This is a genomic window from Curtobacterium sp. 320 (genome assembly GCF_031455235.1).
In the GTDB taxonomy this organism is placed as follows: domain Bacteria; phylum Actinomycetota; class Actinomycetes; order Actinomycetales; family Microbacteriaceae; genus Curtobacterium.
The window spans coordinates 56901-80991 of record NZ_JAVDSI010000004.1 but is presented as its reverse complement, the minus strand read 5'-3'; the positions used below and the strand labels follow the sequence as shown (position 1 = coordinate 80991).

Below are 24091 nucleotides of genomic sequence, written 5' to 3'. Positions count from 1 at the left end.
CACGCAGAAGGGCCCCGCACCGGACGGTGCGGGGCCCTTCTGCGACGGGACTCAGCGGCGGCCGAGGACCTTCCACGCCAGCGGCACGATGCCCGCGGCGATGAGGGCCTTCGCGATGCCACCCACGATGAACGGGTACAGCCCGGCCGCGAGGACCGACTGCAGGTCGTTCGGCGCGCCGAGCTGTCCGAGCACGACGGCCAGGTAGGGGAGACCGGTGACGAACGGGATCGCGCTGGCGACGAGCATCGCCACCGCGGCGCGGCCCACGTGGCGGTCCCAGTCGCGACGGGCGAGCCAGCCGATGACGCCGGCGGCGGGGATGAAGCCGATGACGTAGCCGAAGCTCGGCACGGCGAGGGCGCCGAGGCCACCCGTGAAGTCGGCGAAGAACGGCGCACCGGCGAGTCCCGCGACCGCGTAGACGAGGAGCGACAGCATGCCGCGGCGGGCACCGAGGGTGGCACCGACGAGCACGACCGCCAGGGTCTGGCCCGTGATCGGCACCGGCCACATCGGCACCTCGACCTGCGCCATGGCGGCGGTGAAGAGTGCTCCGCCGGCGACCAGGGCGGCGTTCGTGGCCAGGCCGTGGGTGCGCAGACGGTCGGCGAGGACTGCGCGGCGAGCGAACCCGGTGGCGTTCGTCATGGATTCTCCTAGAATGGACTGCTGGTCCCGTTCGGGACCATCGGTCCCGTCAGCGTAGCGGTGCACCTCCCGCACACACCGTTGTGCACATCCACCAACTGATTGGACGTCTGCTGTGCTTGCCGTGCACGACCTCGAGATCCGCGTCGGGGCCCGCCTCCTGATGGAGAACGTGTCCTTCCGCGTCGAGAAGGGCGACAAGATCGGCCTCGTCGGCCGGAACGGCGCGGGGAAGACCACGATGACCAAGGCCCTGGCGGGTGAGACCCAGCCGACCGGGGGCAAGATCGACCGCTCCGGCGAGATCGGGTACCTGCCGCAGGACCCCCGCTCCGGCAACCCGGAGGACACCGCCCGCAAGCGCATCCTCGACGCCCGTGGGCTCGGCGAGCTCGTCGAGGGCATCCGCCAGGCCACGCTGGACATGGCCAGCACGGACACCGCCGTCGCCGAGAAGGCCATGCGGCGGTACAGCCGGCTCGACGACCAGTTCAACGCGCTCGGCGGCTACGCGGCCGAGGCCGAGGCGGCGTCGATCGCGTCGAACCTCAAGCTGCCGGACCGCATCCTCGACCAGCAGCTCAAGACGCTGTCGGGTGGTCAGCGCCGTCGCATCGAGCTCGCCCGGATCCTGTTCTCGGACGCCGAGACGATGATCCTCGACGAGCCGACGAACCACCTCGACGCCGACTCGATCATCTGGCTGCGCGAGCACCTCAAGACGTACCCGGGCGGTGTGATCGTCATCTCGCACGACGTCGAGCTCGTGGACGAGGTCGTCAACCGGGTCTTCTACCTCGACGCCAACCGCCAGTCGATCGACGTCTACAACATGGGGTGGAAGCTCTACCAGCGGCAGCGTGCCGCCGACGAGGAGCGCCGCCGCAAGGAGCGCGCGAACGCCGAGAAGAAGGCCGCCACGCTCAAGGACCAGGCCGCCCGATTCGGTGCGAAGGCCACGAAGGCCGCAGCGGCGCACCAGATGGTCGCGCGTGCCGAGAAGCTCCTCGCCGGGCTCGAGGACGAGCGCGCAGTCGACCGCGTCGCGAAGCTCCGCTTCCCGACCCCGACGCCCTGCGGCCGCACCCCGCTGATGGCCGAGGGGCTGTCGAAGTCCTACGGGTCGCTCGAGATCTTCGCCGGCGTGGACCTCGCCATCGACCGGGGCTCGCGCGTCGTGATCCTCGGGTTCAACGGTGCCGGCAAGACGACGTTGCTGCGCATCCTCGCGGGCGCCGACCAGCCGGACACGGGGGAGATCCTGCCCGGGCACGGCCTGCGGATCGGGTACTACGCGCAGGAGCACGAGAACATCGACGTGAACCGCACCGTGATCGAGAACATGGTGTCCGCGTCGAACGACCTCAACGAGACCGAGGCGCGACGGGTCCTCGGCTCGTTCCTGTTCACCGGCGACGACGGCTACAAGAAGGCCGGTGTCCTCTCCGGCGGTGAGAAGACGCGGCTCTCGCTCGCGATGATCGTCGTGTCGGGCGCGAACGTGCTGCTGCTCGACGAGCCGACGAACAACCTCGACCCGGCCTCGCGCGAGGAGATCCTCGGCGCGCTGGCCGGCTACGAGGGTGCCGTGGTGCTGGTGTCGCACGACGCCGGTGCGGTCGAGGCGCTCAACCCCGAGCGGGTGCTGCTCCTGCCGGACGGCACCGAGGACCACTGGAACAAGGACTACGCGGAGCTCATCGAGCTCGCGTGACCCGCACCGCCGACGGGCGCGACCCGCCGACGGACAGGAGGCGCGGTGCCAGCTGGCACCGCGCCTCCTGTCCGTCCTGGGTGGCGTCAGCCCTGTGCTGGCGTCAGCGACCCGCGTTCAGCAGCTCGTCCTCGATCTGTGCGTCCGTCTTCGGCTTCGCGTCCTTGCGGCGCTGGCGCTCGAGGGCGCGCTCGCGCTCCTCGGGGTCGTCCTGGTTCAGGTTCCGGAACTCCTGCACCATCAGGTAGGCGAGGAACCCGAACCCGCCGACCGCGAACATGAACCACTGGATGAAGTAGCTGAGGTGCAGCCCCGTGTCGGCCGTCGGGCGCTCCCAGCCGAGCGGGCGAGCCTCGGTCGGGGCGGGGGACTCGGACGCGAGCTGCCCGTACGCCCCGGTGTAGATGGGCGTGTCGACCTTCTTGCCGACGTCGGACAGCGTCACGGACTGCACCTGGTCGGTGTGGGCCGGGTCGGTGCGGCCGGGGATGCGCGGTTCGCTCGGCTGCAGGCGCACGATCGCCGTGACCTCGCCGGACGGGGGAGCGGGCACGTGGTCGGGGGCGTCCTGTGCGTTGCCGGTGGGGACCCAGCCGCGGTCGACGACGAACGCACGACCGTCGGCCGTGACGAGCGGCGTGAGGACCTCGAAGCCGGGCTGGCCGTTGTGCACGCGGTTCCGGACGAGCAGCTGGTCGTCGGTGTCGTAGCGGCCGGTGACGCTCACGCGGAGCCAGGTCTTGCCGTCGTTCCAGCTCGACGCCGTCGGGAGCGCCTCGTCGAGGGGGACCGGGGTGTGCTCGTAGTTCTGCGCCACCTGCTCGTTCTGGCGGACGGCCTCGTTCCGGCGGTCCCACTGCCACATGCCGAACAGTGCGCACACGATCGCGAACGCCACCGCGATGGCGAAGTAGCCGAGCCACCGCCGGCTGCGGACGAAGCGCCAGCCGACGAAGGGCTCGTCCGGATCACGTTCGGCGGTCCGGGTGGTGCCACCGGCGGCGGAAGCGGCTGCAGCGCGCTCGAGCTTCTGCGCGTGCCGTCGGCCGTACCGGGAGCTCGGGTCGAACTGCTGGCTCACCGACGGTCACCGGCTGCGCGTGCACCGACGTCGTTCTTCGGGGCGTCGGCCGGGTCGCGTTCGTCGTCGAGGCGGTCCACGTCCTCGTGCATGCCCGTGACCCGGACGGGGAACGACCGGGACCGGAGGTAGTCGGCGAGGAAGTCACGGTGCTCGTCGCACGCGGCCCAGATCTTCACCCGGTCGGTCGCGTGGATCCGCGGGTTGCGCCAGTTGACGCGCCACGAGGCGGTCGACACGCAGCCGGCACGCGAGCACACGGGGGTCGAGCCGGGTTCGGTGAAGAGGTCGAACGTGGCCCCCATCAGCGACGTCCCCAGACACGCGAGCGGTCGCCGTTGCGCTGCCACTCGGCCTGCGCGTCCTGCGCCTGCTCACGCAGCCGGTCCTGCTCGGCGCGGTACGCCTCGGCCCGGGCGTCCTCCTGCTGTTCGCGGAGTCGCGGGTCCACGGCGTCGTAGAGCTGGATCGCACCGGCAGGCGTCACGATGTCGCTCTCGGCACGGCTGCCCGCGTTGGCGATGATGACGGCGACCCAGGGGATCACGCCGGCGAGGACGATCGGGATGACGGCGATCCACGTGTGCCAGATCGACCACACGACGACCGCCCCGATGAAGAACACGACGCGGAGGGCCATCTGCCAGACGTACCGGGACAGGCGGTGCGCACGATCCTGCTCCGGAGAGTCCGGGAGGGTGGTGATGCTGTGCGTCGTCTTCATCCGATGTTCTTTCCTCTGCCCGAGGGAAAGCCTAACTCCGCGCGGGCCCGGATGGTTCCGCCGCGCGCGGACACGGTGCGCGTATCGGCTCCGGTACGCTCTTCCGGGCGTGTCCGAGCCGGTCCGGGCCCGGCGCGCCGTGCAACCCACCCCGAACGGAGCGACCATGAGCACCCCCCGTACCGTCCTCGTCACCGGCGGCAACCGCGGCATCGGCCACGCCCTCGCGGAGCGCTTCGTCGCCGCCGGCCACCGCGTCGCGGTCACGTCCCGCAGCGGCCAGGGCGGCCCCGAGGGCGCGCTCACGGTGCAGGCCGACATCACCGACACGGCCTCGGTCGACGCTGCCTTCTCGCAGGTCGAGGCCGAGCTCGGCCCGATCGAGGTCCTCGTCGCGAACGCCGGGATCACGAACGACCAGCTGCTGCTCCGCATGTCGGAGGAGGACTTCACGAGCGTGATCGACACGAACCTCACGGGGACGTTCCGGGTCGTCAAGCGCGCCACCAAGGGCATGATGAAGGCGAAGTTCGGCCGCATCGTGCTCATGTCGAGCGTCGTCGGCGCCTACGGCCAGGTCGGCCAGGTCAACTACGCCTCGTCGAAGGCCGCCCTCGTCGGCATGGCCCGGTCGATCACGCGCGAGCTCGGCTCCCGCGGCATCACCGCCAACGTCGTCGCGCCCGGGTTCATCCAGACGGACATGACGGCAGCGCTGCCCGAAGAACTGCAGGCCGAGTTCAAGAAGCAGATCCCGGCGGCGCGGTACGGCACCGTCGACGACGTCGCGGACGCCACGCTGTTCCTCGCCGGCGACGGGGCCGGGTACATCTCCGGCGCGGTCATCCCGGTCGACGGCGGCCTCGGGATGGGGCACTAGGCCGGGGCGCGCCCGCCGAGTCTCGCCTCGGCGGACACCTTCGTGGCGAAGCGGCCGCGAAACCGTCCGCGGGGCCGAGTCTCGGCCCGGCGCGGCGCGGCGCGGCGCGGCGCGGCGCGGCAGGCCGCGCGTCAGCCGCGCAGGCCGAGCGTCGCGAGCACGCTCGACAGGTCACGGTCGACGACCGCGACGTCGGCCTGCTCGCGGACGAGCGGCTTCGCGTCGAACGCGACCGACAGTCCGGCCACACGCATCATCTCGAGGTCGTTCGCGCCGTCGCCGATCGCGACGGTGCGGACGATCGGCACGTCGTCGGCTGCCGCCCACTCGCGCAGTGCGACGGCCTTGGCGTGCGCGTCCACGACGTCGCCGAGGACCCGCCCGGTGAGGACGCCGTCCACCACCTCGAGCCGGTTCGCCCGGCAGTGGTCGAGCCCGAGCTGCTCGGCGAACGGGTCGAGGACCTCGTGGAAGCCACCCGACACGACGCCGACGGTCCCGCCGACGGCGTGCACGCCGCGGACGAGCTGGTCGGCACCCCGCGTCACGCGGACCGCCTGCTGTGCGCCCCGGAAGACGTCGTCCTGGAGGCCCGCCAGGGTCGCGACACGCTCCCGGAGGCTCTCGGCGAAGTCGATCTCGCCGCGCATGGCGCGCTCCGTGATCGCCTGGACCTGTGGCCGGGTCCCCGCCGTGTCGGCCAGGAGTTCGATGACCTCGTCCTCGAGGAGCGTGGAATCGGCATCGAGGACGACGAGGAAGCGTGGCACGCACCAACGGTACCGACTCAGGAGGCGCGGCCGGCGTTCATGACGCCAGCCGCGCCTCCTGGGCCGTCCGTTCCTGCCCGCGCGACGCTACGCGTCGACGCGCACGCCCTTGCCGACGACCGTGATGCCGGACTCGGTGACGGTGAAGCCGCGCGCTTCGTCCGCTTCGCGGTCGATGCCGACCTGGGCGCCGGGAGCGATCACCACGTCCTTGTCGAGGATCGCGCGGTTCACGACGGAGCCGGCGCCGATCGAAGCGCGTTCGAAGACGATCGAGTCGAGGACCTTCGCGCCGGAGTCGATGCCGCACCAGGGGCCGATCATGCTGCGCTCGACCTGGGCGCCGGACACGAGGCAACCGAGCGACACGAGGGAGTCGACCGTCGAGCCGGTGTTGCCGTTCGCGTCGCGGACGAACTTCGCCGGGGGCAGATTCGTCTGCTGGTTGAAGATCGGCCAGTCCTGGTTGTACAGGTTGAAGACCGGCACCGGCGCGATGAGGTCCATGTGCGCGTCGTAGAACGAGTCGATCGTCCCGACGTCGCGCCAGTAGTACCGGTCGCGCTCGTTCGACCCGGGGACGTCGTTGCGCTTGAGGTCGTAGACGCCCGCGTCGCCACGCGCGACGAAGTCGGGGACGATGTCGCCGCCCATGTCGTGGTCCGAGCCCTCGATCTGGCCGTCGCGGAGGACGGCATCGACCAGCGCGTCGGCGTCGAAGACGTAGTTGCCCATCGACGCGAGGATCTCGCCGGGGGAGTCCGCGAGCCCGACGGCGTCCTTCGGCTTCTCGAGGAACGCCTCGATCTTCGTCGGGTCGTCGTCGGCGACCTGGATGACGCCGAACTGGTCGGCGAGGCCGATCGGCTGGCGGATCGCGGCGACCGTGGCGCTGCGCCCCGAGGCGATGTGCGCCTCGACCATCTGGTGGAAGTCCATCCGGTAGACGTGGTCGGCGCCGACCACGACGACGATGTCGGGGCGTTCGTCGCGGAGCAGGTTGAGCGACTGCAGGATCGCGTCGGCCGACCCGGCGAACCACCGCTTGCCGAGCCGCTGCTGCGCCGGCACCGACGCGACGTAGGACCCGAGCAGGCCCTCCATGCGCCAGGTCTCGGCGACGTGGCGGTCGAGACTGTGCGACTTGTACTGCGTCAGGACGACGATCTTCTGCAGTCCGGAGTTGACGAGGTTGGAGAGCGCGAAGTCGATGAGACGGAAGTTCCCGCCGAACGGGACAGCGGGTTTCGCACGGTCGGCCGTGAGCGGCATGAGCCGTTTCCCCTCGCCGCCGGCGAGCACGATGCCGAAGACCTTCTTTGGTGCCATGCCGCTCACAGTAGGCGTCAGCACTGGGAACCCGTTACGTTGAACGCGTGCGAGTCGATCTGCTGACCAGGGAGTATCCGCCGGAGGTCTACGGCGGTGCGGGTGTCCACGTGGCCGAACTGACCGCGGCGCTGCGGTCCGACACCGACACCGAGGTGCGCGTCCGCGCCTTCGGGGCGTTCCGCGACGAGGCCGACGTGTGGGCCTACCGCACGCCCGACGGCCTCGAGCAGGCGAACGGCGCGCTGCAGGCACTCGGCACCGACGTCGCGATCGCCGCGGACGTCGAGGGTGCCGACGTCGTGCACTCGCACACCTGGTACGCGAACTCGGCGGGACGCATCGCGCAGCTGACCTACGGCATCCCGCACGTCGTCACGGCGCACAGCCTCGAGCCGCTCCGCCCGTGGAAGGCCGAGCAGCTCGGCGGCGGGTACCGGCTGTCGAGCTGGATGGAGCGCGAGGCCTTCGAGCACGCCGACGGTGTCATCGCCGTGTCGAAGGCGATGCGCGCGGACATCCTCCGCTCGTACCCGTCGATCGACCCCGCGAAGGTGCACGTCGTCTACAACGGCATCGACATCGACGAGTGGAAGCCCACCGTCGACGAGGACGCCGTCCGCGCGCTCGGGATCGACCCGTCGCGTCGCTCGGTCGTGTTCGTCGGCCGCATCACCCGGCAGAAGGGCCTGCCGTACCTGCTGCGGGCGGTGGCCTCGCTGCCGGCGGACGTGCAGATCGTGCTCTGCGCCGGTGCGCCGGACACGCCGGAGATCATGGCCGAGGTCACGGGCCTGGTCGACTCGCTGCGTTCCGCTCGTGACGGGGTGGTCTGGATCGACCGGATGCTCGCGCACGAGGAGATCGTCAACGTGCTCTCGTCGGGCACCGTGTTCGTCTGCCCGTCGATCTACGAGCCGCTCGGGATCGTCAACCTCGAGGCGATGGCGTGCGGGATCCCCGTCGTCGGCACCGGCACCGGGGGCATCCCCGAGGTCGTGGCGGACGGACTGACCGGTCGCATCGTGCCGATCGACCAGGCACAGGACGGCACCGGGACCCCGACGGACCCGGACCGCTACGTGGCCGACCTCGCCGCGACCCTCACCGAGGTGCTCGCCGACGAGGGGCTCGCGAAGCTCATGGGCCGCGCCGGACGCCTCCGCGTCGAGACCGAGTTCACCTGGGACGCGATCGCCCGGCGGACACGCCAGGTCTACGACGAGGTGCTCGGGCAGAACCCCTAGGCTGGTCGCATGCCCTCGGTCGTGCGCTTGTCAGACGTCTCCGTGGTCCGCAACGTGGCCACCATCCTCGACGGGATCTCGTGGGAGGTGCAGGACGACGAACGCTGGGTCGTCCTCGGTGCCAACGGTGCCGGCAAGACGACGCTGCTGCAGGTCGCCGGCGCCCAGACCTTCCCCACCTCTGGTGAGGTCGAGGTCCTCGGCACCGAGCTCGGCGGCGCCGACCTCTTCGAACTGCGTCCGCGCATCGGCTTCGCGTCGACGGCCCTCGCGCGCCGCATCCCGGTCACCGAGAAGGTCATCGACGTCGTGCTCACCGCGGCGTACTCGGTGACGGGCCGCTGGAACGAGGAGTACGAGGAGCTCGACGTCCGCCGCGCCCAGCGTGTGCTCGACGAGTGGGGCCTCGGCGCCTTCACCGACCGGACCTTCGGCGAGCTCAGCGACGGCGAGCAGAAGCGCGTCCAGATCGCCCGGGCCGTGATGACCGACCCCGAGATCCTGTTCCTCGACGAGCCGGCCGCGTCGCTCGACCTCGGCGCGCGTGAGAGCCTCGTACGGACCCTCGGCGGCTACGCGCAGAGCGAGGACTCGCCGGCCATCGTCATCGTGACCCACCACGTCGAGGAGATCCCCGCCGGGTTCACCCACGCCCTGGTGCTCGCGGACGGGCACGTGCAGGCTGCCGGGCCGATCGACGAGGTCCTGACCGCTCCGACCCTGACCGAGGCGTTCGGCATCGAGCTCACCGTGTCGAAGGACGCCGGCCGGTACACGGCGCGCGCATCGTGACACTGCTCCCGATCCGGCCGGTCGTCTGGTAACGTAGACGGCTGGCGCAAGCCGCAGACTTCCCGCGTCGTGCTCGTACGAGTGCCGCGCACGTCCCCATCATCGCAACCGAGGAATCTCCATGAAGACCGACATCCACCCCGAGTACCGCGCCATCGTCTTCCGTGACCTGGCTTCCGGTGAGACGTTCCTGACGCGTTCGACCGCGAACAGCGACAAGACCATCGAGCTCGACGGTGCGACCTACCCGGTCATCGACGTCGAGATCTCGTCGGCGTCGCACCCGTTCTACACGGGCAAGCAGCGCATCCTCGACTCGGCCGGTCGCGTCGAGAAGTTCAACCAGCGCTTCAAGAGCTTCGGCAAGTAAGCAGTCCTCCGGACGCTCGAACGGGCGGCTCTCCTGCGGGAGGGCCGCCCGTTCCGTCGTTGGCGGGGGCGTGGTGGCAGGTCGGGCGTGCCGGGTTGGCGTGGCGGTGCGCCCGGGTGGCTCTGGCGGTGCGGCTGGGTCTCGGGCGGTGCGGGCCGGGTGGCTCGGGCGGTGCGGCTGGGTCTCGGGCGGTGCGGGCCGGGTGGCTCGGGCGGTGCGGTCGGGGCGTGGCACGTTGGGCGGGCGGTGCACGTTGCGGCCGGCGGTGCGGGCGTCGCGGCGACGGTTCGAACCACGGAACCGACGTCGAACCAGGCGAGCGGCGTGGCTCGACGTCGGAAGCGTGGTTCGACGCCGCGCCGATCTTGGCCGGGGCGGCGTGGTGCGGTGCGGTGCGGTGCGGTGCGGTGCGGTGCGGTGCGGTGAGGCCGGACGGTGCGCAGGCGGTGCGGATTGCCGGCGCACAACGCAAGTGCGTTCGCGCCGTGCGATCACGCAGTTCGGGCGCACTTTGGTTGTGCGGCCGCGCGAGAACGGCGCGGGACGCCGTGCGGGGCGCGCGCGACTGCGCCCCGGGTTGGACGATGCGCCCCGGTGCGCGGGGCGCGGTGTTCAGCCCGGGGAGCGGGCAGGCAGCGCCGACGGCGGGCGCGGCGAGGTGCGGCGCGCGCGTCGAACCACGGAACCGACGTGGAACCAGGCGAGCGGCGTGGTTCGGTGTCGGATTCGTGGTTCGAAGGCAGGCGAGCGGGCGTGGTTCGGTGTCGGAAGCGTGGTTCGACGCCGGGCGAGCCGTGCCCGCCGGCAGGGGCCTCAGCCGGCGTTGCGGTGGGGCCAGCGGCCGTCGGCGGTGAAGGCCGGGTCGCGCTTCTTCCGCATGTAGTCCTGGAACGAGGACGCCTGCTCGGCGCACCAGCCGACCTGCTTGCGGTGGAGTTCCTCGGCGGAGACGCCGAGCTCCTCGGGGTACTTCGCCGCGATGGCCTGCGCGACACGCCCGGCCGCGATGGCGTCGGCTCCGGCGTCGTGCGCATCGGAGAGGGTGACGCCGTAGAGCTCCGACGCGGCCTCGAGCGTGCGCTTGCCCTTGCGGTAGGTGTCGAGCGCCTTGTCGATCACGAGCGGGTCGACGACGTTCCCGATGACCGGGGAGGCGATGCCGTGGCGCTTGGCCTCGCGGTCGAGGACGGTGAGGTCGTACGGGGCGTTGTAGATGACGAGCGGGATGCCCCGGGCGAACACCGCCTCGACCGCGGCGATGATCTCGGCGACGACCTCGGCGGCGGGGCGACCGTCGGCGCGGGCGCGCTCGGTCGTGATGCCGTGCACCGCGGCGGCGCCCTCGGGGATCTCGACACCGGGGTCGGCGAGCCAGGCGCCCTCGACGATGGAACGTCCGGTCATGTCGATCAGGCCGACGTGGGCGGTGACGATCCGGGCGGTCTCGACGTCGACGCCGGTGGTCTCGAGGTCGAACACGCCGAGTGCGTGCCACCAGGGCCGACCCGAGAGGTCCTGGGCCGGAGCGGGGGAGTCGAGCTGCGCTGTGGGGAACGTCACGCGGTCAGGCTAACCGGACGCACCGACACGCCGAGACGCGACCCGCCCGCCGGGCGCGAAGCGACCGGACGGGGGACTCGACCCGCCCTCCGGGCGCGACGCGACCGGACGGGGGACGCGACCCGCCCACCGGGGCCGAGCCGCGCCTCCAGGACGCCGCTACCCGACCGGCGCACCCACGTGCAGCCAGTAGAACGACTGCGTCCCCATCGTCAGCGTGACCTGGCCCTCCGCGTCGAACGACGGGAACGAGCCGCCGCCGAAGAGGTCGTACAACGGCCTCCCGGCGTACTCCGGCGCAGAGATGGTGACCGACGTCGGGTTGGTGGCGAAGGAGAAGACGCAGAGGACGTCCTCGGCGGAGGGGCCGAACTGGTGGCCGGAGCCGGAGCCCTCCCACGACCGGACGAACGCGAGCACGGAGTCGTTCGAGGTGTCCTGCACGTCCAACGTCCCGAGCCCGAACACGGGGTGCGCCTTCCGCACGTGGATCACGTTGCGGACCCAGTGCAGCAGCGACCGGGACTGGGCGAGCTGCGCCTCGACGTTGACCTGCGCGTAGTTGTACACGAGGGACTGGACGACGGGCAGGTACAGCTTGCCCGGGTCCGCGGTGGAGAAGCCGGCGTTGCGGTCCGGCGTCCACTGCATCGGCGTGCGCGAGGAGTCGCGGTCCGGCAGCCAGATGTTGTCGCCCATCCCGATCTCGTCGCCGTAGTAGAGGAACGGCGACCCCGGGAGCGAGAACAGCAGGGCGTGGATGAGCTCGAGCTCCGCGCGCGAGTTGTCGAGCAGGGGAGCGAGGCGTCGGCGGATGCCGATGTTCGAGCGCATCCGCGGGTCGTAGCCGTACCAGCCGTACATGGCCTGCCGGTACTCCTCGCTGACCATCTCCAGCGTGAGCTCGTCGTGGTTGCGGAGGAACACGCCCCACGCAGCGGAGGCCGGCACGTCGAGCGTCTCGGACAGGATCGCCTTGAGCTCGGCGGCGTGCTGCGCGCGGAGCGAGTAGAAGATGCGCGGCATCACCGGGAAGTCGAACGCCATGTGGCACTCGGGCTCCTCGTCGGTGCCGAAGAACGCGGCGGTCTCGCGCGGCCACTGGTTCGCCTCGGCGAGCAGGACACGCCCGGGGTACTCGTCGTCCACCATCGCGCGGAGCTTCTTGATGAACTCGTGCGTCTCGGGTTCGCCCTCGCCGTTGCCGTCCTCCGACTCGAACAGGTACGGGATCGCATCGAGCCGGAGCCCGTCCACGCCGAGGTCGAGCCAGTGCCGCACGACGTCGTACACGGCCTCGACGACGGCCGGGTTCTCGAAGTTGAGGTCGGGCTGGTGCGAGAAGAACCGGTGGAAGAAGAACTGGCGGCGGACCGGGTCGAAGGTCCAGTTCGACTCCTCGGTGTCCACGAAGATGATGCGGATGTTCTCGTAGTCGGTGTCCGTGTCGCGCCAGACGTAGAAGTCGCCGTAGGGGCCGTCGGGGTCCTCGCGGGACTGCTGGAACCACTCGTGCTGGTCGCTGGTGTGGTTGATCACCATGTCGATGACGATGCGCATGTTGCGTTCGTGCGACTTGGTGACGAGTTCGCGGAAGTCGTCGAGGGTGCCGAACTCCGGGAGGATCGCCTTGTAGTCGGCGATGTCGTACCCGCCATCGCGCATCGGCGACTGGAAGAACGGCGGCAGCCAGAGCGCGTCGACCCCGAGCCACTGCAGGTAGTCGAGCTTGCCGATGACGCCCTGGATGTCCCCGATGCCGTCGCCGTTCGAGTCGACGAACGAGCGGATCATGCACTCGTAGAAGACCGAGCGCTTGTACCACTGCGGGTCCAGTGTCAGGCCGGGGAGCTGGATCGGGGCGGTGAACGTCACCATGGACACGCTAGGCCGCGGTGCATGGAGTTGTCCGGAGAATGCACGGCCTGGAGGCGCGGGTCGTCCTCCACAGGCACGTCGCGGCCGCGAGTCGTCCACCATCCAGCGTGGGTGACGTCGGCGCACCGGCGCGCGTTCGTAGACTGACGGGGATGCAACCGCCCGTGCTCTCCCCGTACCAGTCGCTGATGGCCGCCACCCCGGTCGTCCACCGCTCCGTGCAGGTCGACGGCCGCACCACCCACTTCTGGGAGTACGGCCCGTCCGACGCGACCCAGACCGTCCTCGCCGTGCACGGGTTCCGTGGCGACCACCACGGCCTCGAGACGATCGCCGCGCACCTCGACGGGGTCCGGGTGATCGTGCCGGACCTGCCCGGCTTCGGCATCTCCGATCCGCTGCCCGTGTCCGACATCGACTCGTACGTCGCGTGGCTGCGCGGCTTCCACGCGGCGCTCGGCCTCGGTGCGGACACCGTGGTGCTCGGGCACTCGTTCGGGTCGATCGTCGTGGCCGCCACGGTCGCTGCCGGCCTCGCGACGCGGTTGCTCGTGCTCGTGAACCCGATCGCCGCCCCGGCGCTGCAGGGTCCGCGTGCGGTCGGCACGGCGATCGCGATCGGGTACTACCGTGCCGGCGCCGTGCTGCCGAAGCCGCTCGGGCTCGGACTGCTCCGCAACCCGGCGATCGTGCGCGTGATGAGCCTGGCGATGCTCAAGTCGCACGACCGTGACCTCCGGCGCTGGGTGCACGACCAGCACGACCGGTACTTCTCGGCGTTCGCGAACCGTACGAGCGTGCTCGAGGCGTTCCGCACCTCGGTCACGCACGACGTCGCCGAGTACGCCGACCGCATCACCGTGCCGGTGCTCATGATCGCGGCCGAGCGCGACGACATCACGGCGGTGCCCGAGCAGCGTGCCCTGGCCGCACGCCTCGCGGACGCCGAGCTCGTCGTCGTGCCGCACGTCGGGCACCTCGTGCACTACGAGACGCCCGGCGCCGCTGCGTCCGCGGTGCTGCGACGGATGGCAGACGCCCCGAAGCGCGGCCGCAAGGGAGCGCAGCCGGGGTCCAAGCGTGCCCCGAAGGAGACACCGAAGCCGAAGGCGACGCCGACCCCGCCGGCCGACGGTGCCGCGTCGTGACCCGCCTGCGCATCGGGATCGACTGCCGCTACGTCCGCATCGGCCGCCACGACGGCATCAGCCGGTTCACGGCCGGCGTCGTCGCCCACCTGCCCGAGCGACACGACTACACCCTGCTCGTGCACGACGAGCGGCAGCTCGAGTCGCTGCCGTCCGACCTGCCGTGGGAACTCCTGCCCGCGCCGACCGAGCCGGGGGAGCCCATCGTCGCGCGGAAGGTCAACCGCCTCGGGCTCGACGCCGTCTTCTCGCCCATGCAGACCATGGGGTCCCGCGGTCGGCAGTACGCCCTCGTGCTGACCCTCCACGACCTGATCTACTACCGGAACCGGACGCCCCCGCGGGAGTTCTCGTGGCCGCTCCGCCTCGGCTGGCGTGCCTTCCACCTCAGCTGGGTGCCGCAGCGCCTGCTCCTGAACGGCGCCGACGGGGTCGTGACGGTGTCCGAGACGACCGCCGGCCTCATCGCCGAGCACCGGCTGACGAAGCGCCCCGTCACCGTCGCGTACAACGCCGCCGACCCCGCGACTCCTCGGCCCGAGGGCGGTCCGCGCGAGAAGTCCCTCGTGTACATGGGCTCGTTCATGCCGTACAAGAACGTCGAGACCCTCGCCGCCGCGATGCCGCTGCTCGGCGCGGACTGGGTGCTGCACTGCATGTCCCGGGTGTCCGCCGCCGACCGTGCGCGGCTCGAACGGCTCGCGCCGGCGGGGTCGTTCGTGTTCCACGACGGTGCCTCCGACGACGAGTACCTGTCGGTGCTGCGGTCGGCGACGGCCCTCGCGACGGCGTCGTACGACGAGGGCTTCGGCATCCCGCTCGTCGAGGCGATGGACGTCGGCACGCCGGTGGTCGTCAGTGACATCCCGATCTTCCGCGAGATCGGCGGGGACGTCGCGGAGTACTTCGACCCGTCGTCGCCGTCGGCCGTCGCGGCTGCGGTGCGCCGACTCGAGGCACGGTGGGACGAGGCCTCGCGGGCATCGCTCGTGCAGGCCGGGCGGTTCCGGTGGGAGACCTCGGCGGAGCAGGTCGTCCGCGCGGTGGAGCAGGCGGTCGCGGCCCGCGGGGCCACCCCCGGGCAGTAGGCCGGCCCGAGCCAGCAGGCTTCGGGCGCCGGTCGCGCGCACCGACCCGCCTCAGGACGACGGCCGCTCCGCCGACACCGTGGCCCCCGGGAACACCGCCTGCGCCTCCTGCGTCGCCTTCGCCACCACGGCATCGAGCGCAGCCCCGCGCCCGATCGTCTCGACCGTGATCGCCTGGTCGGCCGGCTCGTCCGACGGGCCGCCGTCGCCCCAGGAGCACCGCACGCCCGAGACTCCGCCGATCGCGTCGAGCTGCCGGGCGAGCGACAGACGCTGTTCCGTGGTCCGCTCGTCCGGGGAGACCCCGATCTCGAGCGCACCGAGATCCGCCACGGCGAACACCCGGACGCCGTTGCCGCTCGCCGCCTTGGCTGCAGCGCGCAGGTCGTCGACGACCGCGGTCCGCTCCTCGTCGGAGAGCGTCGGCGACACCGAGACGGTCGACTCGACGTCGTAGCTCGCGAACGAGGTCTTCTTCGGTTCCGCGTCGCGCACGCCCTCGACGCCGTCGAGGTCCCGCGCGGCGCTGCCGAACCGGTCGAGCGCGGCATCGGGGCGGGGGAACACCCCGCCGACGCCGTTCTGCACGCTGCCGATGATCGTGACGAGCACGACGGCGAGCACACCGGCCGCGATGATCACGCCCACGCCGACGAGCGCGCTGCGTCGGACACGCTGCCGCGGGGTCCGCACCGGGACGGATGCCGTACCCGGGCCGAAGGCACGATCGAGGTCGTCCGGATCGGGCGACTGCGGCCAGCCGGGCCGAGCGCCCCCACCACCGGGTCCGTCGACGGTCATGTCAGCCCCCTCACACGCTCGGGTCTGCGAGTGCATCGGAGCCTAGTACGACACCACCGACAGCGCGCGACGGCTCCCCGGCGGCAACCCGCGGCGCTACCCGCGGCGCTCGAGCGGGTTCTGGTACTCGAAGGCGTACCGGCCGGGCCCGTCCGAGACCCCGTCGATCGGGTCGTCGAACCGCACGAGCTCGGCGTGGAAGCGCTCGGGGTCCCACCGGAACGAGTGCACGGACCCGTTCCGGATCGGGGTGCTGTGCCGGTCGGCGGTGCCGGGGGCGGCGGCGTTGACGATGCTGCGGATCACGGCGCCGTGGGTCGCGACGACGACGCTGCCGGCGTCGTACCGGATCGCGATCTCGGCGAGTGTCTCGGTGACGCGGTCGAGTAGCGCGCTGCGGGACTCGCGGCCGGGGATGTCGTCGTGCGGGTAGCGCTCGCGGACCTCGTCGTCGGTCAGGCCCTCGGCCTCGCCGTAGGAGCGTTCGGCCAGCCCTGCGTACGTGACGGGTGCTGCGAGACCGAGGTGGTCCGCGATGATCGATCCGGTCTCGAACGCCCGGGACAGCGGCGACGCGACGACGGCGTCGAACCGCCGGCGGTCGAGCAGGGTCGCGGTGGAGCGGGCCTGTCGGCGTCCGGTGTCGTTCAGGGGGATGTCCGTCGAGCCCTGGATGCGCCGTTCGGCGTTCCAGTCGGTCTCGCCGTGCCGGACCAGGTACAGGAGCGTCGTCACCGCACGATCATCCCAGACGCGGCGCGGCACCTCATCCCGGACGCGGCGCGGCACCTCGTCCCACACGCGGCGCGGCACCTCATCGCAGCCGTGCCGCCAGGGCTTCGAGCGTCTCGGTCGTGCCGGCGTCGATCTTGACCGCTGCCCGGGGGTCGCTGCGGGTCGTGCCGCGGTTCACGATGACCACGGGGTGCTTGCGTCGTGCGGCGTGGTCGACGAGCCGGACGCCGGAGTTCACGGTGAGGGACGAGCCGACGACGAGGAGCGCGTCGGCCTCGGCGACGATGGAGACGGCCTCGCGGAACTTCTCGGCCGGGACGAACTCGCCGAAGAACACCACGTCGGGCTTCAGCACCCCGCCGCACACCGAGCAGTCCGGCACCCGGAAGCGCTCGACGTCGGTGATCTCGACGTCGCCGTCGGGCTGGAGCTGCACCGACCCGGGCTCGTCGATCCACGGGTTGTCCCGGTCGAGCACGGTCGCGAGGTCGGCGCGCGAGAACACCTGCCCGCAGGTGAGGCAGACGGCACGGTCCATCGACCCGTGGATCTCGACGACCCGGCGTGATCCGGAGCGGAGGTGCAGTCCGTCGACGTTCTGCGTGACGACCCCCGTGACGATGCCGTCGCGTTCGAGTGCCGCGAGGGCCTGGTGCCCGGCGTTCGGACGAGCCGAGGCGAAGGTGCGCCAGCCGAGGTGCGAGCCGGCCCAGTAGCGCTGCCGCTTGGCGGGGTCGGCGCGGAACTCCTGGAAGGTCATCGGCTTCCGGACGACGCGGCCGGCGCCCCGGTAGTCGGGGATGCCGGAGTCCGTGCTGAGCCCGGCGCCGGAGAGCACGGCGATGCGTTTGCCGGCGAGGAGCTCGACGGCGCGGTCGAGGGCGTGCCCGGACGCGGTCGCGCTCGCGGGGCTGGTCGGTTCGCTCGTCGCCATCGTGTTCACGGTACCCTCAACAGCCGACCGCCCCGGTCACTTCCCGTGGACGACGCCAGGCCGTGCCCCGCCGCCACAGGCCCCCACACCGACCCCGAAACGAGCCCCGTGCACGCCGTCCCCATCGACTCCCTCGACGACCCCCGCCTCGACGACTTCGCCCGGCTCACCGACGTCGCCCTGCGGCGCGTGTCCGAGCCGGAGGGCGGCCTGTACATCGCCGAGTCGAACACGGTCATCGAGCGGGCGGTCCGCGCCGGGCACGTCCCGCGGAGCGTGCTGGTCCAGGAGAAGTGGCTCGACAGCGTGCTCCCCGTCGTCGCGGACCACGACGGCCCCGTGTTCGTCGGCCCCGACGATCTGCTCGAGGACCTCACCGGCTTCCGGATGCACCGCGGCGCCATCGCCGCGATGCACCGCCCGGAGCTGCCGAGCGTCGCGGACGTGGTGCGCGACGCCAGGGTCGTGGTGGTGCTCGAGGACATCGTCGACCACACCAACGTCGGCGCGGTGTTCCGGAGCGTCGCCGGCCTCGGGGCAGACGCCGTCCTGGTCAGCCCCCGCTGCGCCGACCCGCTGTACCGGCGCAGCGTCCGCGTCAGCATGGGCACGGTGCTGCAGGTGCCGTGGACCCGCATCGGCGACTGGCCGGCCGCCGGCGAGGAGCTCCGAGCGCAGGGCTTCCACCTCGCCGCGATGGCCCTGACGGACCGCTCGGTGGACCTCGACGCGTTCGTCGCGGACGTCCCGGACCGCGTGGCGCTCGTGATGGGCACCGAGGGACAGGGCCTCACGCCGGCGGCGATCGCGTCCGCCGACACCACCGTGCGGATCCCGATGGCACACGGCGTCGACTCGTTGAACGTCGCCGCGGCGAGCGCCGTCGGGCTCTGGGCGGTCACGCACGCGCAGCGGCTTGCTTCCGCGCGGGCCTGAGGGGCCGGGAGGCGCGGGTCGCCTCCGTCGTCCGGCGCGCCTCAGCGGGTCGTCAGGTCCCGTGCGCGGCGCACCAGGTCGCGGTCGGTGCCGACCGCGCCGACCAGGCACACGCCGACCGGGGCGTCGTCGACGGTGAGGGCGGGAGCGCTCACCGCGGGGAGGCCGCCCACGCTCGCGAGGCTCGTCATCCCCGTGGTCGCGGTCCTCGTGCGCTCGAGTGCGGCGGCGTCGGCGGACACGAGCGGCGCGGGGCCCGGCACGGTCGGGAACACGAGGGTCCGGCCGGTCAGCGCCCGGCGGATGGTGTGCCGGACGACGTCGAGGCGCTGGACCGCGTCGGCGGTGGCGGTGGGGTCGTTCGCCGCGGCTGCGGCGAACCTGTCCCCGACGACGGTGCTCAGCGCGCCGGGGTGTCCGGCGATCCAGGCCCCGTGGGCGGCGACGGCCTCGGCGGCCTGCACGAGGCGGAGCAGCTCGCGGAGCTCGTCGGGGGCGGGGACGCCGAGGTCCGCGAGCCGGACCCGGTCGGGTTCGCCGTCGAGGGACCGGGTGAACGCGGAGAACACCGCGGCGGTGTCGGGGGCGACCAGGGCGAGCAGGTCCTCCGGGACGACGAGGGGCGTCGGTGCCGGGGCCGGACCGGGGTCGGGCACGGTGGCGTCGAACGCGGCGAGGAGCGTCTCGGCGTCGCGGGCGAGCCACCCCACGGTGTCGAAGGACGGTGCGAGGGGGAGCAGACCGTCGCGGGGGACCGTGCCGTGGGTCGTCCGGAGGCCCCAGAGCCCCTGGTACGAGGCGGGGACCCGGACGGACCCGGCGGTGTCCGTGCCGATCCCGATGTCGGCCATGCCGAGACCGACGGCCGACGCGGAGCCGCTGGACGAGCCTCCTGGCAGCCGCGTCGGGTCCGCGGCGTTCGGCGGTGTGCCGTGGTGCTCGTTCCGTCCGGTGAGGTTGTACGCGAACTCGTCGGTTCGCGCGATCCCGCGGATCGCCGCACCGGCGGCGAGGAGCGCCGCGACGGCCGGTGCCGCGGCCGTCTCGACCGGCGCCTCGCGCAGGAAGGTGGGGTTGCCGGCACCGACGGGTTGGCCGGGCACGGCGTAGAGGTCCTTGACCGCGACCGTGCGCCCGTCGAGCGGCCCGGAGGCGCTGGGGGCGACGAGCGGGTCGCCGACGGCCCGCCAGACGGTCGGGTCGAAGGCGCGGGGGCGGCCGGTCACGTGTGCCGCCTCGATGCGCCAGCGCGCGACGGGGCCGGTGTCGTCGTGTGCGGTCGTGCGGCGCCACAGCTGGGTCTGGAGGCCGTGGCCGCCGGCGGCGAACCGGGACACCGACACGACGAGGGCGAGGTCCTCGGCGAGGGGCCGGACCTCGACCCGCGTCAACGTCCTGGTCGCGACCCCGCCGCGTGCTCCGCGGAAGGCGCTGATCGCGTCGTGGCCGACGAGCAGCCCGCGGTCGTCGCCGCGCATCGTGCCCGGTGCGTCGACGAACGCGTCGTCGAGGGCGTCGAGGTCGTTCGTCAGCAGGGCGGCCTCGTACGCGTCGAGTGCCTCGAGGAGACCCTCGGGGGCGTCGGGGTGCGTGGTCATCGGGCGGGCTCCTCGAAGTCGGCCTTGCGGATACGGGCGTGGACACCGGTGACGAGGTCGACCACCTGCGAGATGTCGAAGTCGGTCGCGGCGGAGAGGTAGGCGTACGCCAGGTGCGGCTCCATGCCCCAGCGCGCACCGAGGATCGCGACGGCGTGCCGGACGCACTCCCGGACGGCTTCGTCGAGGTCGGGGTCCATCCCGGTGGGGACGAGGTACTCCTGGGTCTCGGCGACCGGCCACACGAGGTCGCCGAACCGGCTCGCGGCCTCGTCGGCCGGTGTCAGGTCGAACCGGACCGTCGCGCGGAGCGAGGCCTCCATCGCGGTGAGCGCCACCTCGCCGTCGCCCTGCGCGAAGTGCGGGTCGCCGACGTACGCGAGCGCACCGGGTACGAGGACGGGCAGGTGCAGCTGCGTGCCCGCCTGCAGGAGGTTCACGTCGATGTTCCCGCCGTGGCGGCCCGGCGGGACCGAGTGCCGGCGCTCCCCGGGGGTCGCGACGCCCATGATCCCGAGGAACGGGGCGAGCGGGAACCGGGCGAACCGTTCGCGAGCGGGTGTCAGGGGGATGCGGCCGCGGAGTCCGGCGGGGGAGTCGACGACGTCGGCGAAGACGCTCACGGTCGTGCCGTCGACGGGGTACTCGCCGTGCAGCGCGCCCCGGCCGTGGCGGTTCGACACGACGCCGTAGTGCACGCGGGGGAGCGTCTCGACGACGGTCATGGTGAGGACGTCCCCCGGTCGTGCGCCCGCGACGGCGACGGGCCCGGACACGACGTGCGGTCCGTCTGCCTCGGGGTCGCGGCGTCCGGTCCGGGCGATCGCGACGGCGTCGTCGAGCACGTGCTCCGGTGCGACGCCGTGCGTGGCGAAGAAGGCACGTGGGTCACTGCCCTGGTCGGGGAGGATCCCCTCGTGGCTGACGGTGTCGATCGTCACCGACTCGCCCGGCACGACGGTGATCGCCGGTCGGTCGTCGGCGTTCGGCAGCCGTCCCCAGAGGACGGTGTCCGGGTCGACCGGCAGGTAGCGGTCGGCGCGGACCGGTCCCCTTCCGGGCTGGAGGGTCGGGATCGCGGGGGTCGTCATCGGTCGGCCTTCCGTTCGACGAGGTGGGCGACGTCGGCGAGGTGGTCGGTCATCGCCGCGCGGGCGGCCCCCTCGTCGTGTCGGCGGATGCAGTCGAGGATCTGCTCGTGCCACACGAACGACGACCGGCGGCCCTCGCTCGTGCTGTGGGACCGGGCGCGGACGTCCTGCACCCAGCCGCTGCTGAGCTCGCACAGGGAGACCAGGAGCGGGTTGCCGGAGGCCCGGGCGACCTGCACGTGGAACGCGACGTCCTGCGCGAGGGACTCCTCGGGGCTGAGGCCGGCGTGCGTGGCCTGCAGGATCCGTTCGAGCGCGAGCAGGTCGGCCTCGCCGGCACGGGCTGCGGCGAGCGCGGCGACCTGGGGCTCGACGACGGCCCGGAACTCGGCGACGTTCTCGGCCCGGTGCGCGAGGTCCTCGGCGTGCCCGACACCGGTCTGGCGTTCGAGGAGCGCGGTGGCCTCCTCGGACCGGGGGAGCACGACCGTCCCGCGACCGGGCGTCCGGGACACGAGGCGTCGGCGTTCGAGTTCCTGCATGGCCTCGCGGACGGTCGTGCGCGACACGGCGAGGTCCTCGGCCAGGGTCCGTTCCGGGGGCAGCTTGTCACCCGGAGCGAGATCCTCGAGCACCAGGCGCGCGAGGTGCGCGGCGGTGGCGGCGCTCAGGGTGCGTCCTCGTTGCATGGGCAGGAGCCTAGGGTCCATTGGTCTGCTTGGCTCATTGGTACGACCAACTTTTACACGCCCGTCACACGCTGCGACGGAGCCGGAAACACGACGGGCGAATGGTGGGTGGCGTCAACCGACCACCGATGAAGAAGAGGGATCCGTCGTGGACCTGGTCCTCCGCAACGCCCGCCTGGTCGACGAGCCCGGCCTCGTCGACGTCGTCGTCGAAGACGGCACGATCACCGCGGTCACCGCCGCCGTCGGCACCGTCCCCGGCGACCCGGCCACCCGGGTCGTCGACTGCGCCGGCCGCGTGGTCGTGCCCGGGTTCGTCGAGTCGCACCTGCACGTCGACAAGGCCCTGCTCGACCGGGAACGTCCGAACCCGGACGGGACCCTCGCCGGGGCGATCGCCGTCACCGGGGAGCTCAAGCGCGGGTTCACGCACGGCTCGGTCCGGGACCGCGCGCGCACCCTGCTCGACCAGGCGATCACGAACGGCACGACGCTGGTCCGCGCACACCCCGACGTCGACCCGATCGTCGGGTTGACCGGCGTCGAGGTCTTGCTGGGGCTCCGCGACGAGTACCGCGACGCCCTCGACCTGCAGATCGTCGCGTTCCCGCAGGAGGGCATCGCGAAGGCGCCGGGGACCCTCGCACTCCTGCGCAAGGCGCTCGGAGCGGGCGCGGACGTGATCGGCGGCTGCACGTACAACGAGCGGACCCTCGCCGAGTGCCACGAGCACGTCGAGACCGTCCTCGACCTCGCCGAGGAGTTCGACGTGCCGGCGGACCTGCACGCCGACTTCGCCGACGACACGAGCGACCCGCGGTTCGCCCTCGCGCGGGTCATCGCCGACGCCGTCGTCCGCCGCGGGATGCAGGGCCGGGTCGCGCTCGGGCACGTGACCTCGTCCGCGAGCCTGCCCTCGACCGAGCGGGTCGACCTGTTCGCGCGGCTCGCCGAGGCGGGGGTCGCGGTCGTCGCGCTGCCGGCGACCGACTTGCACCTCGGCGGTCGCGCCGACGACCACGACGTCCGCCGCGGTGTCGTCCCGGTCCGCGACCTCTGGGCCGCGGGCGTCACGAGCGCGTACTCGTCGAACAACGTGCGGAACGCCTTCACCCCGTTCGGCAACGCCGACCTGCTCGACATCGGGCTGCTGCTCGCGCAGGTCGGGCACCTGTCCGGACCGGACGACCTCGCCCGCGTCCTCGACATGGCGACGACCTCGGCTGCACGGGTCGTCGGGATCGCCGAGACCTACGGCATCCGTCCCGGCGCCGACGCCGACCTCGTGCTGCTCTCGACCACCGACCCGGCGGGCGCGCTGCTCGACCGCCCGGACCGCGCCCTCGTCGTGAAGCGCGGCCGCGTCGTCGCCGAGACCACCCGCACCACCGTCCTCACCACCCGATCGAAGGAGCTCAGCAATGCGTGAACGGATCCCGCACGAGATCGTCGCCTCCGTCCTGGCCGGCGCCACCGCGTTCATCGGGGGCACGGCGCTGAACCTGCCCACCTGGGCGATCTTCATCAGCTGGGCGGGGATGTTCCTGCTCGGGCCGAAGCCCACGCTCCGGAACGCCACCCGGCTCTGGGCGACGATGCCGGTGGGGTCGACGTTCGCCCTCGTCATCGTGCTCGTCGACCAGCGGATCGGTACGCTCCTCGGCGACGGGCAGCTCGCCCGGAACGTGGTGCTCGGCGTCGTGATCCTCGTGTGCAACACCGCGCTGATGTGCACCGGCCGGGTCCGTGCGTTCGCGCTGGTCCCCGGGATGTTCCTCGGGTTCGCGTCCTTCTTCGCGACGTACTTCGGCGGCTTCGGCTTCGCACCGGGCAACGTGTGGGCAGCGTGGGTGTCCGTCGTGGTGATGAACGCCGCCGGCCCCGTCTTCGCGTACCTGTCGCGGAGGTGGACCTTCGCGCGCCCGACGGGACCCGACGGCGGTGGGGCCGGCGTCCCGTCGGACGCGACGGCTGCCGTCGGGGGCGAGCCGCGCCTCCAGTCCGACCCTGCACCGACGCGCGCCTAGCGCGTCCTCGCAGCCACGGGGTACCTGCCCCCGGTACGCTCGGTTCCC

Annotated in this window: 24 protein-coding genes; 10 read left to right on the top strand and 14 right to left on the bottom strand. The window is 72.2% G+C overall.

The genetic code is table 11. The features are described 5' to 3' along the window. Positions 1–51: 51 nt before the first annotated feature. Complete coding sequence (locus J2X60_RS07250; protein ID WP_070419044.1) at positions 52–651, bottom strand: biotin transporter BioY; 600 nt, start codon at positions 649–651, stop codon at positions 52–54. 115 nt (positions 652–766) lie between these two features. Here J2X60_RS07250 and J2X60_RS07245 point away from each other — a divergent pair, with 115 nt between their 5' ends. After that, positions 767–2365 (top strand): ABC-F family ATP-binding cassette domain-containing protein, encoded by a 1599-nt coding sequence (locus J2X60_RS07245; RefSeq protein WP_031261586.1) that lies wholly within the window; start codon positions 767–769, stop codon positions 2363–2365. 103 nt (positions 2366–2468) lie between these two features. On the opposite strand, the gene J2X60_RS07240 is transcribed toward J2X60_RS07245, so the two are convergent. The 3 genes from J2X60_RS07240 to J2X60_RS07230 are packed head-to-tail and all read right to left on the bottom strand — an operon-like array spanning position 2469 to position 4170. Then, entirely contained in the window at positions 2469–3446 is a 978-nt protein-coding gene (locus tag J2X60_RS07240) for an SURF1 family protein (RefSeq protein ID WP_309886948.1), read from the bottom strand. Next, positions 3443–3751: a hypothetical protein gene (locus J2X60_RS07235; protein ID WP_070419043.1), complete on the bottom strand. Its 309-nt coding sequence runs from the start codon at positions 3749–3751 to the stop codon at positions 3443–3445. Before J2X60_RS07235 ends, J2X60_RS07240 begins: the two co-directional genes overlap by 4 nt. Further along, positions 3751–4170, bottom strand: coding sequence for a DUF3099 domain-containing protein (locus tag J2X60_RS07230; RefSeq protein WP_070419042.1), 420 nt, complete (start codon positions 4168–4170; stop codon positions 3751–3753). Before J2X60_RS07230 ends, J2X60_RS07235 begins: the two co-directional genes overlap by 1 nt. A gap of 166 nt (positions 4171–4336) precedes the next feature. Here J2X60_RS07230 and fabG point away from each other — a divergent pair, with 166 nt between their 5' ends. Beyond that, positions 4337–5050: a 3-oxoacyl-ACP reductase FabG gene (gene fabG / locus J2X60_RS07225; RefSeq protein WP_070419041.1), complete on the top strand. Its 714-nt coding sequence runs from the start codon at positions 4337–4339 to the stop codon at positions 5048–5050. 131 nt (positions 5051–5181) lie between these two features. Here the strand turns inward: fabG and serB are convergent, their stop codons facing one another. After that, on the bottom strand, positions 5182–5820 hold the full coding sequence (serB, locus tag J2X60_RS07220; RefSeq protein ID WP_309886946.1) for a phosphoserine phosphatase SerB: 639 nt from the start codon (positions 5818–5820) through the stop codon (positions 5182–5184). 87 nt (positions 5821–5907) lie between these two features. Then, positions 5908–7149, bottom strand: a complete 1242-nt coding sequence (locus J2X60_RS07215) for a glucose-1-phosphate adenylyltransferase (RefSeq protein WP_309886945.1) — start codon at positions 7147–7149, stop codon at positions 5908–5910. Positions 7150–7196: 47 nt separating this feature from the next. Between J2X60_RS07215 and glgA the strand changes: the two genes are divergently transcribed. From glgA to J2X60_RS07200, 3 genes are all read left to right on the top strand, one after another. Beyond that, positions 7197–8396: a glycogen synthase gene (gene glgA / locus J2X60_RS07210; protein ID WP_309886944.1), complete on the top strand. Its 1200-nt coding sequence runs from the start codon at positions 7197–7199 to the stop codon at positions 8394–8396. 9 nt (positions 8397–8405) lie between these two features. Continuing rightward, a complete protein-coding gene (locus J2X60_RS07205) occupies positions 8406–9188 on the top strand; it encodes an ABC transporter ATP-binding protein (protein WP_309886943.1) in 783 nt (260 codons plus the stop codon). Between the two features lie 121 nt (positions 9189–9309). Next, entirely contained in the window at positions 9310–9558 is a 249-nt protein-coding gene (locus tag J2X60_RS07200; protein WP_070419036.1) for a type B 50S ribosomal protein L31, read from the top strand. Between the two features lie 813 nt (positions 9559–10371). Here the strand turns inward: J2X60_RS07200 and J2X60_RS07195 are convergent. Further along, positions 10372–11118 (bottom strand): 3'-5' exonuclease, encoded by a 747-nt coding sequence (locus tag J2X60_RS07195; RefSeq protein ID WP_175473596.1) that lies wholly within the window; start codon positions 11116–11118, stop codon positions 10372–10374. A 159-nt stretch (positions 11119–11277) separates the two neighbouring features. Further along, the gene (treS, locus tag J2X60_RS07190) at positions 11278–12993 is read right to left on the bottom strand and encodes a maltose alpha-D-glucosyltransferase (protein ID WP_070419606.1); all 1716 of its coding nucleotides are present in this window, start codon (positions 12991–12993) and stop codon (positions 11278–11280) included. Between the two features lie 155 nt (positions 12994–13148). On the opposite strand from treS, the gene J2X60_RS07185 reads away from it, so the two are divergent. Continuing rightward, positions 13149–14144 carry an alpha/beta hydrolase gene (locus J2X60_RS07185; RefSeq protein WP_309886941.1) on the top strand — a complete coding sequence of 332 codons (996 nt, stop codon included), beginning with the start codon at positions 13149–13151 and terminating at the stop codon, positions 14142–14144. Between the two features lie 5 nt (positions 14145–14149). Next, on the top strand, positions 14150–15232 hold the full coding sequence (locus tag J2X60_RS07180) for a glycosyltransferase family 1 protein (RefSeq protein WP_309887044.1): 1083 nt from the start codon (positions 14150–14152) through the stop codon (positions 15230–15232). Positions 15233–15283: 51 nt separating this feature from the next. On the opposite strand, the gene J2X60_RS07175 is transcribed toward J2X60_RS07180, so the two are convergent. The 3 genes from J2X60_RS07175 to J2X60_RS07165 form a co-directional block, all read right to left on the bottom strand. Then, the gene (locus J2X60_RS07175) at positions 15284–16033 is read right to left on the bottom strand and encodes a hypothetical protein (protein ID WP_309886940.1); all 750 of its coding nucleotides are present in this window, start codon (positions 16031–16033) and stop codon (positions 15284–15286) included. 96 nt (positions 16034–16129) lie between these two features. Next, positions 16130–16768, bottom strand: coding sequence for a histidine phosphatase family protein (locus J2X60_RS07170; protein ID WP_309886939.1), 639 nt, complete (start codon positions 16766–16768; stop codon positions 16130–16132). Positions 16769–16847: 79 nt separating this feature from the next. Then, positions 16848–17702: an NAD-dependent protein deacetylase gene (locus J2X60_RS07165; protein ID WP_071296376.1), complete on the bottom strand. Its 855-nt coding sequence runs from the start codon at positions 17700–17702 to the stop codon at positions 16848–16850. A 108-nt stretch (positions 17703–17810) separates the two neighbouring features. Between J2X60_RS07165 and J2X60_RS07160 the strand changes: the two genes are divergently transcribed. Then, the gene (locus J2X60_RS07160) at positions 17811–18638 is read left to right on the top strand and encodes an RNA methyltransferase (RefSeq protein ID WP_309886937.1); all 828 of its coding nucleotides are present in this window, start codon (positions 17811–17813) and stop codon (positions 18636–18638) included. Positions 18639–18679: 41 nt separating this feature from the next. Here J2X60_RS07160 and J2X60_RS07155 read toward each other — a convergent pair whose 3' ends face one another. Genes J2X60_RS07155 through J2X60_RS07145 form a run of 3 tightly spaced genes read right to left on the bottom strand, consistent with a single transcriptional unit; the run spans position 18680 to position 22016 of the window. Next, positions 18680–20236: an AtzH-like domain-containing protein gene (locus tag J2X60_RS07155; RefSeq protein ID WP_309886936.1), complete on the bottom strand. Its 1557-nt coding sequence runs from the start codon at positions 20234–20236 to the stop codon at positions 18680–18682. Next, the gene (locus J2X60_RS07150) at positions 20233–21327 is read right to left on the bottom strand and encodes an acetamidase/formamidase family protein (RefSeq protein WP_309886935.1); all 1095 of its coding nucleotides are present in this window, start codon (positions 21325–21327) and stop codon (positions 20233–20235) included. The genes J2X60_RS07155 and J2X60_RS07150 overlap by 4 nt, the downstream gene beginning before the upstream one ends. Continuing rightward, entirely contained in the window at positions 21324–22016 is a 693-nt protein-coding gene (locus J2X60_RS07145) for a FadR/GntR family transcriptional regulator (protein WP_071296313.1), read from the bottom strand. The genes J2X60_RS07150 and J2X60_RS07145 overlap by 4 nt, the downstream gene beginning before the upstream one ends. Before the next feature lie 148 nt (positions 22017–22164). Here J2X60_RS07145 and J2X60_RS07140 point away from each other — a divergent pair, with 148 nt between their 5' ends. Then, the gene (locus J2X60_RS07140; RefSeq protein WP_309886934.1) at positions 22165–23445 is read left to right on the top strand and encodes an amidohydrolase family protein; all 1281 of its coding nucleotides are present in this window, start codon (positions 22165–22167) and stop codon (positions 23443–23445) included. Further along, positions 23438–24043 carry a DUF1097 domain-containing protein gene (locus J2X60_RS07135; protein ID WP_309886933.1) on the top strand — a complete coding sequence of 202 codons (606 nt, stop codon included), beginning with the start codon at positions 23438–23440 and terminating at the stop codon, positions 24041–24043. The genes J2X60_RS07140 and J2X60_RS07135 overlap by 8 nt, the downstream gene beginning before the upstream one ends. The last annotated feature ends 48 nt before the right edge of the window (positions 24044–24091 follow it).